This window comes from Lentzea tibetensis (genome assembly GCF_007845675.1).
In the GTDB taxonomy this organism is placed as follows: Bacteria; Actinomycetota; Actinomycetes; order Mycobacteriales; family Pseudonocardiaceae; genus Lentzea; species Lentzea tibetensis.
In genome coordinates, this window is sequence record NZ_VOBR01000003.1 from 144,355 (window position 1) to 157,489 (window position 13,135).

Genomic DNA, 13,135 nt, shown 5'->3' on the forward strand with positions numbered 1-13,135 from the left:
AGAGTAAGCGCACGACTACGACACGGAGAGCGCTTTCATTTGGTTCAGTACAAGATTTGCTGCTTCACCCACGCGTTCACCGTCGAGACGCGGCCGTAGATCGCGGGCGAGTTGGGACGGGCGCAGCCGATGCCCGACTGCACCGTGCCGATGAGCTTGCCGCCCGCGACGAACGGGCCGCCGGAGTCGCCCTGGCAGGCGTCGATCTTGCCGCCCTTGTGGGCCGCGCACATCATCGACTTCTTGTCGTAGATGTCGACGCCCTCGTCGTCCTTGCCCCAGAACTTGGTGCAGTCCGCGTCGTGCAGGATCGGGATGGACGCCTTGAGCAGGAACTGCGAGGTCTCGCCGTCCTCAGTCGTGTCGCCCCAGCCGAGCACGGTCGCGTTCTTGCCGGGCTTGTACAGGCCGCTGTCCAGTGCGCCTGCCAGCTGGATCGGCTTCTGGGTCAGCTTGCGGTCGAGCGTCAGCACCGCGAAGTCGAACGAGATGCCGTCGTACTTCTCGTGCAGCACGATCTTGGTGATGTTCGCGACCGTGCCTGTTGTGCTGCGGAAGTCGTCGCGACCGGCCACGATCTGGCGGGAGCCCGGCGGAACGGGCTTCGGTCCGGTGACGCCCTCGTCCACGCACTGCGCGGCGGTGAGGATCTTGTTCGGTGCGACGATCGAGCCGCCGCAGATGGGTGTGATCTTGCCGGTGAACACCATGAAGACGGCGAACGGGTTGTCCTTTGTGGATGCTCGGGTGCCGCCGACGACCTGCGTCGACACGTCACCGTCACCGGGATCCGCGACGGCCGTGCCCGTCAGTCCGAGCAGCACGGCCGCCAGCGCGATTCCACTTCGCAACAGCATTCGGTTGTTCCTCTCGCAAGCAGGGAAGTGCGCGAGGAACGTGACCGGATGCGTCTCAGTTCGATCTTCTGCGTCAGGTCACCTGATCGGACGCGGACCGTCCGGCCACCCGGCCGGAGAACAGGCAGCCGCCGAGGAACGTTCCCTCGAGCGCGCGGTAGCCGTGCACACCACCACCGCCGAAGCCCGCCGCCTCGCCGGCCGCGTACAGGCCGGGCACCGGCTTGCCGTCCGCGCCGAGCACCCGCGACGACAGGTCGGTGTGCAGCCCGCCCAGCGTCTTGCGGGTGATCACGGACAGCCGCACCGCGATCAGCGGGCCGGCCTTCGGGTCGAGGATGCGGTGCGGTTCGACGACGCGGACCAGCTTGTCGGTGAGGAAGTGCCGGGACGCGCGGATCGCGTTGACCTGCATGTCCTTGCTCAGTCCCGCGGTGACCTGGCGGTCACGTTCGACGATCATCCGTTCCAGTGCGGCGGCGTCGATCCGGTCGTCGCCGGTGAGCGCGTTCATGCCCTTCGCGAGCTCGGCGACGGTCGTCGCCTGGATGAACTCCTTGCTGCGCTTGGCGAACTCCTCGACCGGCGCGACCGCACCCGGCAGCGCGCGCTTGAGCACGGCTCGCGTGTCCTTGCCGGTGAGGTCCGGGTTCTGCTCGGAGCCCGACAGCGCGAACTCCTTGCCGATGATCCGCTTGTTGAGCACGAACCACGAGTGCTCGTGGCCGTGCGTCGTGATGTGCTCCAGCGAGCCCAGCGCGTCGAATCCGGGGAACAGCGGGATCGGCAGCCGCTTGCCGTCCGCGTCGAGCCAGAGCGACGACGGGCCGGGCAGGATCCGGATGCCGTGCCTGCTCCAGATCGGTGCGTAGTTCGCGATGCCCTCGGGGTAGTGCCACATGCGGTCGGCGTTGATGATCTCGCCGCCCGCCTTCTGCGCGACCTCCAGCATCAGGCCGTCGACGTGGTCCGGGACGCCGGACAGCATGTGCTTGGGCGGCGTTCCCATGCGCTCCGGCCAGTTGCGGCGCACCAGCTCGTGGTTGCCGCCGATGCCGCCGGACGTGACGATCACCGCCTGCGCGGACAGGCTGAAATCGCCCGCCACGGTGCGGGAGCTCGGCTCACCGCGCTGCGCGTCGCTCGGTTCGAGCACCTCGCCCTTGACCCCGTCGACCACGCCGCCCGTCGTCGACAGTTCGGTGACCCGGTGCCGGAACTTCAGCGTGACGAGCCCCTTCGCGACGCCCTCGCGCACCCGGCGCTCGAACGGTTCCACGACGCCGGGGCCGGTGCCCCACGTGACGTGGAACCGCGGCACCGAGTTGCCGTGGCCGTCGGACAGGTAGCCGCCCCGCTCCGCCCACTGCACGAACGGGAACCACCGCACGCCCATCGCGTGCAGCCACGACCGCTTCTCGCTGGAGGCGAAGTCCACATACGCCTCGGCCCACTTCCGCGGCCAGTGGTCTTCCTCGCGGTCGAACTGGGCGCTGCCGAACCAGTCCTGCAGCGCCAGGTCGTGCGAGTCCTTCACGCGCAGCCTGCGCTGCTCCGGTGTGTCGACCATGAAGAGACCGCCGAACGACCAGAACGCCTGGCCGCCGAGTGAGGCCTCCGGTTCCTGGTCGAGCAGGATCACCCTGCGGCCCGCGTCAGCGAGCTCTGCGGTGGCGACCAGGCCAGCGAGGCCCGCGCCGACGACGATGACATCCGCGTCATGTGCCATTGCGCGAGTCTAGATCCACCGCTGGTCACGCACGAGACCTGAATAGGTTTCAGATTTGGTTCCAGCGCGCCGGGCCTGGTGGGAGTCGGTTTGGGGCGCCGTCGGCCGATCCCGGAGAGGGGGGAACCGGTCGGCCGACGGCTGGTTGTCCCGCGCGCGAGCGTTCGGCGGCGGCGGACACGGGCGTCGCGCCGACTGGGGGTAGTTTCAGCGCGAATCCCGGCACCGTGCTCCAGCACCGCGGGCAACCACTAGTTGAACGTACAACGAGCCACGCGTGTTCCGGGCGGCTTCGGGTGTTTGCCCGATGTGACCGACACCATGCCGGTGCCTGGCACGTGCGTGCTTCCGCAGGCGTCCCCGCCAGGGGGTCCCCTGCTTTCATTCTCCCAGCCGGCACCGACAGTTCCGGGCCCTCAGCGGCACCTTCAGTCGGATTGGATCTCGGCCAGTTTGCGTTCGGCGGCGGTGCGCGCCTTGGTGGCCGCGCGCACCTGGCGCTTGGCCTCGTCCAGGTGCTCGACGGCCCGGTCGTACGACCGCTGCGCGGCGGCCTCGATCGTCTTGGCCTCGCGCAGCGCGTCGTCGGCTTCCTCCAGCGCCGCCGCGGCCTCCTCCAGCTTGCGCTCGCGCCGCTCCCGGCGTTTGCGCGCCAGTGCGTCCTCACCGGCGGGCACGACGGGCGCGAACACCTCGGCGGCACCGAACCCCGAGTACTCCAGTGCCTTGGTCAACCGGCCCTCGCGCACGGCCTCCGCGAGCGACGGCTCGGCCATCGCGGCGCCGATGGTGGCGCGCACCTGTTCCAGCACGGCCTCCGCGAGCGGACCGGTGAGCTCCAAGGTCCGGTAGGTCAACGCCTCCAGCAGCTCCTTGCGCCGCCGCCCCAGCTCCCGCACGTCCAGCTTCGCCTCGCTCAGCCCGAGCGCCTGCTCCAGCTCGGGCGGAGCATCGCGGACGAGCAGGTTCACCGCCCACGCGGCGACGGTCGGCTTGCGCAGGTCCGAGATCGCCTTCGCGAGGTCCTTGTCGGACGCCTCGCGGGCGCGCTGGTTTCTGACCGCCACGAACTCCTTGAGCGCCAGCCCGTAGATCTCGTCGGCGACCAGGTCCAGGTCCATGCGCGCAAATTAGCGCGTCGTGCGGCTTCCGGCATGCCTACCGCACAACCCGGTACCGGATGTGCGTCACCTTCGGGGAGGCGATCACCCGCACCGGCTCGAGAACGGGGTCCCCGACGTTCTCCAGCAGCCGCTCGCCCGACCCCAGCACGATCGGCGCGACGTGCAGGTTGAGCTCGTCGAGCCACCCGGCCGCCAGGAACTGCTGGACCACCTTCGCGCCACCCGCGACGGAGATGTTCGCGTCTCCCGCCGCGGCCCGAGCCTGCTTCAGCGCGGACTCGACGCCGTCGGTGACGAAGAAGAACGTGGTGCCGCCCTCCATCTCCAGCGGTTCGCGTTCGTGGTGGGTGAGCACGAAGACGGGACCGTGGTAGGGCGGGTTCTCGCCCCACCAGCCCCGCCACGTCCCCTCCCACGGCCCGCGGCCGCCGCCGAACATGTTGCGGCCCATGATGAAGGCGCCCATGCCGCCGACGATCTCGTCGGCGACGTCGTCGTCGGCCGTGCGCGGGCTGCCGTCCCCGCGCCAGGTGCCGGTGCCGAACATCCACTCGTGCAGCCGCTCCCCGCCCTCGCCGAGCGGGTTCTGGACGCTCTGGTTCGGGCCCGCGACGAAGCCGTCGAGTGAGATCCCGATGTTGCTGATGACTGAGTTCATGTCCGAGTAGACCACCGCCGTCGGCGAAACTCATCGCATGATGGTCGAACTTGCCGTTGGCGACGCGTACGGCGCGTGCTTCGAGTACGCGGACCCGTCGTTCGTCGCGGAGCACAACACGCTGGAGCGGTACGTCCAGCACCCCACGCACCCCGACATCGCGCCCGGCGCGTACACCGACGACACCCAGATGACGCTGGCGCTCGCCGAGCTGCTGATCACCGGTGAGCCGTGGACGCCGCGCGTGCTGGCGGACAAGTTCGTCGAGGTGTTCCACCGCGACCCGCGCGCGGGCTACGCGGGCCGGTTCCACGCGTTCCTGCGCGAAACGCGTGACGGGGCCGCGTTCCTGGAGCGGATGAGGCCGGACAGCGACAAGAGCGGTGCCGCCATGCGCGCCGCACCGATCGGGCTGCTGCCGGACGTCGCCGCCGTGCTCGAGCACGCGGCCGTCCAGGCCCGCGTCACGCACGACACCCCGCTCGGCATCTCCGCCGCGCAGGCCGCGGCACTCGCCGTGCACTACTGCCACCACGAGCTCGGCCCGTTCGCCGAGACGCAGAACTGGGTCGCCGGCGTCCTCGGCGCCCAGTGGGCGAAACCGTGGCACGGCAAGGTCGGCTCGAAGGGCTGGATGAGCGTCCGGGCCGCGCTCACGGCGCTGACGACGGGCCGGTCGCTCAGCGAGATCCTGCGGACGTGCGTCGCGTACACCGGCGACGTCGACACGGTCGCGACCATCGCGCTCGCGGCCGCGTCGCGATCGGCCCAGGTCGTTCAGGACCTGCCGGACGCGCTGGTGAACGACCTGGAGGACGGCGAGTTCGGCCGCGCGTACTTGGTTCGGCTCGACGACGCGCTGCTCGCTACCGTGCGGCCATGACGCGACGGGTGCCGTTCACGGGCGGCGAGAAGGAGAGCCTGCACGTGAGCCTCGAGCGCCACCGCGACGCCGTGGTGTGGAAGCTGGACGGACTGTCCGACGAGGACCTGCGCAGGCCGATGACGCCGTCGGGGCTGGGCCTGTTGAAGCTCGTGAAGCATCTGGCGTGGGTCGAGGCCGGCTGGTTCTGCGACACGTTCGGCAAGCCGTTCGACAAGCCCGAGTTCGACCCCGACGACCCGGACGCCGACTTCCGCGTGGAACCGCACGAGACGACCGAGGACGTCCTCGCGTTCTACGCGCGGGCTCGTGCCGCCGCCGACGAGGTGATCGCGGAGCTGGACGTCGAGGCCGTCGGCACGCCGTGGTCCGGCGACCAGGTGTCGCTGCGCTGGGTGCTCATCCACATGATCGAGGAGACCGCGCGGCACGCGGGCCACATGGACATCCTGCGCGAGCTGATCGACGGCACGACCGGCGACCACAAGCGCGCCTGACAAAGGTCGTGAGTGATTAGGAGGCCTGTGGCACTCCTGATCACTCACGACCTTTGACCAGGGACTACTCGGGGCTGACGGGACCCCGGCCGGCACCGGTCCGCTCGATCGCGGCGGTGATCTCGGCCAGGTCGTCGGCGGTCAGCTCCAGCGCCGCGGCGGGCAGCCAGCCGTCGATCTGCGCCGGACGGCGCGCGCCGACGATCGCGGCCGTGACACCGGGCCACGCGAGCGTCCACGCCACGGCCACCGCGGCCAGCTCGACGCCGTGCCGTTCCGCGATCGGGCGAAGTGCGTCGGTCAGTGCGAGGTTCGCGGCGAGACCCTTGCCGAAGTCGCCGGACTGGCGGCGCCAGTCGTTCTCCGGCAGCGCCGCCACGCGCTCGGCGGAGAAGGCGCCGGTGAGCAGGCCGGACTGCATCGGCGAGTACACGATCACGCCGGTGTCGTTCGCCGCGCACCACGCGATCTCCGCCGCGTTCCTGCGCTCGATCGCGGAGAACGACGGCTGCAGCGAGTCGACGTGCGAGACCTTCTCGGCCAGGTCGAGCGCCGGAACGTCGTGATTGGACAGACCGATGCAGCGGACCTTGCCCGACGACTTGAGGTCGGCGAGCACCTGCCAGTACTCCTCGATCGGCGTGCCGCACTCGGTGGGCCAGTGCACCTGGTAGAGGTCGATCGTCTCGACGTCCAGCCGCCGCAGCGAGTCCTCCACCTCGCGCCGCACGGACGCGGGCTTCATGATGCGCGCCGGGGGCGTGAGCGGGTTCTCCTCGTCCCACACGAGGCCGCACTTCGTGAACAGGAGCGGGCGGTCGGCTGCGGGCAGGTCCGCGAGCGCGCGGGCGACGACGACCTCGGAGTGGCCGAGGCCGTAGACGGCGGCCGTGTCGATCCAGTTGACGCCCTGCTCGACGGAGTAGCGGATCGCGGCGACCGACTCGGCGTCGTCCTGCTCACCCCAGCCGTAGGCCCAGTCACCACCACCGACGGCCCATGCGCCGAAGCCGACTCGGGTGATGTGCAGATCGGTGTTGCCGAGTTGCCTCGTGGGCAGGGACACTGCGAGCTCCTCTGATCGTGAACGTCTTTCACAACATCTCACGAGCAGACTCGCCGCGTGGTTCGAACCTGTCCAACACAAATAACTGCTCGGACCGAGCAGTGGCGGCGATGAATCAATCGCGAGTAGCGTCGATTCCGTTACGGTTAATGCACGTTCACCGTTGACAGCAGGTTGACATTCCCGCCCATCAGCCCTTGACTGTGAGAGGGATGCGCGTTCTAACCACGCGCAGCGTTTCAGGCGTGCCAACACAAGCCGCCAGACAGTCCAATGTGGAGTTCAACGTTGCTCCACCTGTCTGATTGATCGCCCAAGCCCGGAGAGATGTGCTACTCGCATTCTTTCCCCACGAAGGGTTTGCGCCGTGATCAACACAACGTCTCGGTGGAGACACCGCACCGGAGCGGCCTTGCTGGCCGCGGTGCTCGGTGCATCGGGCCTCGGCTTCGCCGCCACTTCCGCTCTCGCGCAGACGGGTACCTCCGCCGCCAACGAGGCGGACAAGCAGCTCGACAAGCACGACCGCGAACTGGTCGCCGAAGCGACCGCTCAGGGCAAGGCCACGGTCGACCTCCTGGTCGCCGCGGAGGACGGCAAGACCGACGCGGCGATCAACGACCTCAAGGCGCTGGGCGCCACGGTCCAGAAGACCGAGAAGGACGTCGACTACGTCAAGGTCACCATTCCGCGCGACAACGCGGAGAAGGCCGCGAAGCTGAAGTCCGTGAGCTCGGTCGACGTCGACGGCCTGATCGCGCGGGACGAGCCCAAGCCGGACGGTGTGCAGGACCCGATCCCGCAGAAGGCGCCGGACTCGAAGACGCCCAAGAAGAACCCTTACATGCCCATCGGTGACACGCAGGCCGTGCAGTTCACCGACGCGCACCCGAAGTGGGACGGCCGCGGCACCACGATCGCCATCCTCGACACCGGCATCGACCTCGACAGCCCCGCGCTGTCGACGACGACCACCGGCGAGCGCAAGGTGGTCGACTGGTACAACGCCAACGGCGTGACCTCGGGCGACGGCACCTGGGTCGCCATGACCAAGACCGGCCGCGTCGGCAAGTTCACCGAGGGCGGCCGCGAGTGGACGGCACCGTCGACCGGTGGCCCGTACTCGTTCGGCCTCTTCCGCGAGACCGCCGGTGACCTCGGCACCGCGGCCAGCGAGATCGGCGGTGACATCAACCGCGACGGTGACCGCACGGACGCGTTCGGCGTGCTGCAGGACATCCAGACCAAGGAGGTCTTCGTAGACCTCGACGGTGACGGCAACTTCACCAACCAGAAGCGGATGCTCGACTACAAGGTCAAGCAGGACGTCGGCTACTTCGGCACCGACAACCCCGCCACCCCGGTGATCGACCGCGTCGCCTTCGTCGTGCAGACCGACCGTTCGATCTACGACACCGCGGGCACGCCGTACGTCAACCTGGGCATCGCGGCCGCCGCGCACGGCACGCACGTCGCGGGCATCACGTCGGCCAACAAGCTGTTCGACGGCAAGATGACCGGTGCGGCCCCCGGCGCGAAGCTGATGGCCGTCAAGGTCTGCCTCTCGACGCCGTCCTGCACCAGCTCCGGCCTGATCGACGGCGTCCTCTACGCCGCGCGCAACGGTGCCGACGTCGTCAACATCTCCATCGGCGGCCTGCCGGCGCTCAACGACGGCAACAACGCCCGTGCGGAGCTCTACAACCGCACGATCAACGAGTACAACGTGCAGCTGTTCATCTCCGCGGGCAACAGCGGCGCCGGTGCGAACACCGTCGGCGACCCGTCCGTGGCGACGGACGCGGTGAGCGTCGGCTCGTACATCACCAAGGAGACCTGGCTCTCGAACTACGGCTCGGTCACCAAGGACAAGCACAACCTGCACGGCTTCTCGTCGCGCGGCCCGGCCGAGGACGGCGGCTTCAAGCCGAACATCATCGCGCCCGGTTCGGCCATCTCGACGACGCCGCGCTGGCAGGCCGGCGGTCCGCTGCCGGGCACGTACGCCCTGCCCGCCGGCTACTCGATGTTCAACGGCACGTCCATGGCCGCCCCGCAGGCGACCGGTGCCGCGGCGCTGCTCGTCGGCGCGTACAAGGCCTCGCACAACGGCCAGCGCCCGACCTCGGGCGCGCTGCGCTACGCGATCCAGTCCAGCGCCACGTACATCCCGAACCTGGGTGCGTACGAGCAGGGCGCCGGTCTGTTCAACACCCCGGCCGCGTACGACATCCTCAAGAAGAACCCGGCGCCGAACGCCGTCAAGACGGCCGTCCCGGTGAGCACGGTGCTGTCCGGTCTGCTGGCGACCCCGAACGTCGGTGTCGGCATCCACGACCGCGAGGGCGTCGAGGCGGGCAAGGAGTACACCCGCACCTACACGCTGACCCGCACCACCGGTGCGAACAAGTCGATCAGCTACTCGGTGAAGTGGAAGGGCAACGACGGCACGTTCACGTCCGACAAGACGGTGCGCCTGCCGCTCAACCAGCCCGTCACCTTCGCCGTGAAGGTGAAGCCGAAGTCGGCCGGTGTGCACTCCGCGGTGCTGGAGCTCAACGACAGCAACACGCCGGGTGTCGACGTGCAGACGCTGAACTCCGTGTTCGCGACCGAGAACTTCTCCGCCGCCAACAAGTTCGCGGTGTCGAAGTCCGGCACGGTCGGCCGCAACAAGGGCACGAGCCTGTTCGTGAACGTGCCCAAGGGCACCAGCGCGCTGAAGATCGACTTGGCCGCCGGTGGCACTGAGGCCGGCAAGGGCCAGGTGCGCTTCCTGCGCTTCACCCCGCAGGGTGTTCCGCTCGACAGCACCGCGTCGACCAGCTGCTACAACCCCGACGCCGGAGCAGGCTGCGCCGGTGGCACCGCCACCAGCCGCACGCTGACCAACCCGATGCCGGGTGTGTGGGAGATCGTCGTCGAGGCGCGTCGCACCTCGGACGCCGACGCCGCTCCGTACAAGGTCACGGCCTCGGTGCTGGGCACGACCATCAGCCCGAACCCGGACGTGATCGCATCGGCGCAGCTCGGCGTGCCGGTGAACCGCGCCTACACCGTCACCAACTCGCAGGCAGCCTTCACCGGCCGTCTCGTGGGCGGTGCGGTCGGCAGTGCGAAGACGGCTCGTCCGTCGATCGCGAACCTGGCGCAGCAGGTCTACGACGTCACCGTCGCACCGGGTTCCTCGTCGCTGACGGCGACGATCGGCAACACGACCGACGTGGCCGCCGACCTCGACCTCATCGTCCTCAACTGCACCACCGGGACCTGCGTGCAGGCCGGTGCGTCGGCGGACGGTGACTCCGAGGAGTCCGTGACGATCGCGAACCCGGCAGCGGGTGCGTGGAAGGTCGTGGTGGACGGCTACGCGGTGCCCGCGGGCACCACGGAGTACGACTACTTCGACGTCTACACCGCGGCTTCGCTCGGCAGCCTGTCCGTGACGGACGCCGACGCGGACCGTCCGGCCGGTGCCTCGTGGAACGTCGCGGGCGTCATCACCGCCGGTGGCCAGCCCGGCGCGGGCCGCGTGCTGCGCGGTGAGCTCGAGGTGCGCACGTCCGGCAACGACGTCGTCGGCCGCGGTGCCGTGATCGTCCAGTCGGTCAGCTAGTTCTGATTGCCATGAGGGGAGCTTCGCCAGCGCTGGGCGCCGGCAAAGCTCCCCTCACGGCGTTCACGGCTCGGGGAGGCGGTTGTTGATGGGCTCGTCGACGTCCACCTTGGACACACCGGGCAGGTTCGGCACGGCGTCGACCTTCCCGATGGGCACCTCGGCCTTGACGTAGCCGATCCGCGGGTCCTGCGCTTCGACGGCGGCGCCGAGCTCGCGCAGCGCCTGCTCCACGGCCTCCTGCTGGCCCGCCTTGACGGACACCAGGAGCGTCACGCTCTTCGCACCGTCCTTTTCGGCCTGTGCGACGTACCTCTTGTTGATCGACGGCGGCACGGACGTCACCTCCGGGGTGGTTGCCGGTACCCCGTTGCTACCACAGCCCGCGACGGCGAGCACGCACGCGGCGACGAGTGCTCTTCTCATGCGCCTAGGACGGAACGCTCACCCGCAACGGTTGCAGCTTCGTCTCCGGTATCGCGACGGCCATCGCCACCACCGCCAGCACCACCACGCCACCGATGACGGCGAACGTCAGCGGTAGCCCGAGGTGCGGCCACAGCAGCGCACCGAACAGCACCGGCACGAGCCCGGCCCCGACCCGGCTGACCGTCGACGCCCACCCGAACCCGCTGGCCCGCAGCTCGGTCGGGTACAGCTCGGGCGCGAACGCGTACAGCGCCGGGATCGCGATCTGGATCAGCAACCCGTACAGCGTGATCCACACCTTGGCCGACGTCTCGACGTTCAGCTGCAGCGCGAACATCACCAGCGCCACGGCCGCGAGCGGAGCGGACACCCCGATGACCCACTTGCGCCCGAACACGTCGACCAGCCAGGCGGCGATGAGCGCGCTGACCATGCCGACCGCCACCGTCAGCGTCGTCACCATGAACGCCGCGTACGTGCCGAGCCCCTGCTGCTTGAGGATGCTCGGCAGCCACGTCACCGCGCCGTAGTACAGCAGGAACACCGCGAGGAACAGCAGCCACAGCGCGGCCGTGCGGCGCGGGTCGAACCGCCAGATCTCCTTGAGCTGCTTGAACATCGTGCCGGGGGAGAGGCGCGGCGCCGTCTGCGGGTCGGGCAGCCGCCACTCGGTTTTCGGCGCGCCGGTCCTGGTGACCAGGTCGTCGATGACCTGCTTGGCCTCCGCCTGCCGTCCGCGCAGGACGAGGAACATCGGCGACTCGGGCACCGACCTGCGCACCCAGAACAGCAGCAGACCCGGCAGCACCATGGTGAGCAGCAGCAGCCGCCAGTTGTCGAACGGCAGCAGAGCCGCCGACACGATGCCGCACAACGTCGCGCCGAGCGGCCAGAACCCGTCCATCGCGGCCAGCACGCGCCCCCGGTACTTGGCGGGCGTGAACTCACCGACCAGCGCGAAGTCGACCGGGATGCACCCGCCGAGCCCGACACCCGCGAGGAACCGGAACACGCAGAACGTCACGAAGTCCGGGCTCAGCGCACCCGCGACGGTGAACACCGAGAACATCAGCAGCGTCAGGCTGAACGCCTTCTTGCGACCGACGACGTCCGCGATCGCACCCCAGCCGAACGCACCGACCGCCATGCCGATCAGGTTCGCCGTGCCCACCCAGCCGCGTTCGGCGAGGCTCAGCCCCCACTCCTCGGCGACCAGCGGGATGAGAAACGCGTTGAGCGTGACGTCCCACGCGTCGAACAGGAAGCCGAGGCCGCCGATGAGGAAGATCGTCCCCTGGGCGCGCCACTTCCACGGCAGGCCCTGAACGACCTGATCCCCCGTCATCATGTGACACAGTGTGCCGCTTCGGTTACCGGTGTTGTATGAACTTTGTGATCGTGTCGGCCAGCAGGTCGGGTGCGGTGAGGTGGGCGATGTGGCCCTGGTCGGGGAGCATGACGAGCTCCGCGCCTTCGATTTCTCGGGTCAAGCTGCGGGCAGCCCGGCCGTAGACGAGTTCCGGCCGATCGGTCCGCTCGCCCAGCAGCACCGTCGTCGGGACGGTGATCTTCTCCAGCACCGCAGGGTCGTAGCGGAAGCGGTCCAGCGCCTCGATCTCGGCGCGGGTGCTGTCGATCAGCTCCAGCATCGCTGACCAACCCACCGGGTTGCGGGTGCGGAACGCCTCGGCGTACCGCGGCGAGTCACCGATGAGCTCGATGGACACGATCTCGAACGCCTTGTCGCGGTCGCCCGCGTCGAGCGCTTCGGTGATGGCCTTCAGCGGCTCGCGGGCGAACGGCCCGTCGACCGGCACCACCGGTTCGTACAGGACGAGCGCCGTCAGGTCGTCGCGTTCGGCGGCGGCCAGCAACGCGATCAGGCCGCCGTAGCTGTGGCCGACCAGGAACGGGTGCTCGGTGGTGTCGAGCACGCGGTGCAGGTCGTCCACCTCGGTGCGCAGCTCGTAGTCCGGGCCGATGGGCGGACTGTCCGCGCGGCCGCGGCGGTTGGGTACGAGCACGCGGCCGGGCAGTCTGCGCGCCACCTCGGCCCAGTGGTCGGCGGTGGTCTGCACGCCGTGCGCGATCACGAAGTCCACTCCGCGACCATATTGCGGTGAACGACATCGAGGAACCGGTCGCGTGCGCATCGGTCCGGTGGCTGACGGCCGATGTCGGCGCCAAGGTCGCGGTGATGGAGGGCCCGCCGGTCGTCGGGCGCGCCGAGGTGTCCGCCGTGCTCTGACTTGGCCGGTCCCTGGTGTCAGACTTCC

At 69.3% G+C, this 13,135-nt stretch carries 12 protein-coding genes; 4 read left to right on the forward strand and 8 right to left on the reverse strand.

Features of this window, described 5'->3' with window-relative positions; all coding sequences use genetic code 11:
- Window positions 1-44: 44 nt before the first annotated feature.
- The 4 genes from FKR81_RS04915 to FKR81_RS04930 all read right to left on the reverse strand — a co-directional run bounded on the left by FKR81_RS04915 (window position 45) and on the right by FKR81_RS04930 (window position 4,368).
- On the reverse strand, window positions 45-857 hold the full coding sequence (locus FKR81_RS04915; protein ID WP_146349724.1) for a S1 family peptidase: 813 nt from the start codon (window positions 855-857) through the stop codon (window positions 45-47).
- A 73-nt stretch (window positions 858-930) separates the two neighbouring features.
- Complete coding sequence (locus FKR81_RS04920; RefSeq protein WP_146349725.1) at window positions 931-2,586, reverse strand: FAD-binding dehydrogenase; 1,656 nt, start codon at window positions 2,584-2,586, stop codon at window positions 931-933.
- 428 nt (window positions 2,587-3,014) lie between these two features.
- Window positions 3,015-3,707 carry a hypothetical protein gene (locus FKR81_RS43315; protein WP_186762777.1) on the reverse strand — a complete coding sequence of 231 codons (693 nt, stop codon included), beginning with the start codon at window positions 3,705-3,707 and terminating at the stop codon, window positions 3,015-3,017.
- A gap of 37 nt (window positions 3,708-3,744) precedes the next feature.
- Window positions 3,745-4,368: a dihydrofolate reductase family protein gene (locus FKR81_RS04930; protein ID WP_146349726.1), complete on the reverse strand. Its 624-nt coding sequence runs from the start codon at window positions 4,366-4,368 to the stop codon at window positions 3,745-3,747.
- Between the two features lie 37 nt (window positions 4,369-4,405).
- On the opposite strand from FKR81_RS04930, the gene FKR81_RS04935 reads away from it, so the two are divergent.
- Together FKR81_RS04935 and FKR81_RS04940 are read left to right on the forward strand one after the other, a co-directional pair.
- Window positions 4,406-5,251 (forward strand): ADP-ribosylglycohydrolase family protein, encoded by an 846-nt coding sequence (locus FKR81_RS04935; RefSeq protein WP_146349727.1) that lies wholly within the window; start codon window positions 4,406-4,408, stop codon window positions 5,249-5,251.
- Window positions 5,248-5,748, forward strand: a complete 501-nt coding sequence (locus tag FKR81_RS04940; RefSeq protein ID WP_146349728.1) for a DinB family protein — start codon at window positions 5,248-5,250, stop codon at window positions 5,746-5,748. Before FKR81_RS04935 ends, FKR81_RS04940 begins: the two co-directional genes overlap by 4 nt.
- Window positions 5,749-5,812: 64 nt before the next feature.
- Here FKR81_RS04940 and FKR81_RS04945 read toward each other — a convergent pair whose 3' ends face one another.
- Window positions 5,813-6,814: an aldo/keto reductase gene (locus FKR81_RS04945; RefSeq protein WP_235921302.1), complete on the reverse strand. Its 1,002-nt coding sequence runs from the start codon at window positions 6,812-6,814 to the stop codon at window positions 5,813-5,815.
- A gap of 367 nt (window positions 6,815-7,181) precedes the next feature.
- Here FKR81_RS04945 and FKR81_RS04950 point away from each other — a divergent pair, with 367 nt between their 5' ends.
- A complete protein-coding gene (locus tag FKR81_RS04950) occupies window positions 7,182-10,430 on the forward strand; it encodes a S8 family serine peptidase (RefSeq protein ID WP_146349729.1) in 3,249 nt (1,082 codons plus the stop codon).
- 63 nt (window positions 10,431-10,493) lie between these two features.
- On the opposite strand, the gene FKR81_RS04955 is transcribed toward FKR81_RS04950, so the two are convergent.
- Genes FKR81_RS04955 through FKR81_RS04965 form a run of 3 tightly spaced genes read right to left on the reverse strand, consistent with a single transcriptional unit; the run spans window position 10,494 to window position 12,961 of the window.
- Window positions 10,494-10,856 (reverse strand): hypothetical protein, encoded by a 363-nt coding sequence (locus FKR81_RS04955; RefSeq protein ID WP_146349730.1) that lies wholly within the window; start codon window positions 10,854-10,856, stop codon window positions 10,494-10,496.
- 4 nt (window positions 10,857-10,860) lie between these two features.
- Window positions 10,861-12,207 carry an MFS transporter gene (locus tag FKR81_RS04960; protein WP_146349731.1) on the reverse strand — a complete coding sequence of 449 codons (1,347 nt, stop codon included), beginning with the start codon at window positions 12,205-12,207 and terminating at the stop codon, window positions 10,861-10,863.
- 22 nt (window positions 12,208-12,229) lie between these two features.
- Complete coding sequence (locus tag FKR81_RS04965) at window positions 12,230-12,961, reverse strand: alpha/beta fold hydrolase (RefSeq protein WP_186762778.1); 732 nt, start codon at window positions 12,959-12,961, stop codon at window positions 12,230-12,232.
- Between the two features lie 17 nt (window positions 12,962-12,978).
- Here FKR81_RS04965 and FKR81_RS45580 point away from each other — a divergent pair, with 17 nt between their 5' ends.
- Window positions 12,979-13,107 carry a hypothetical protein gene (locus FKR81_RS45580; protein WP_268891521.1) on the forward strand — a complete coding sequence of 43 codons (129 nt, stop codon included), beginning with the start codon at window positions 12,979-12,981 and terminating at the stop codon, window positions 13,105-13,107.
- The last annotated feature ends 28 nt before the right edge of the window (window positions 13,108-13,135 follow it).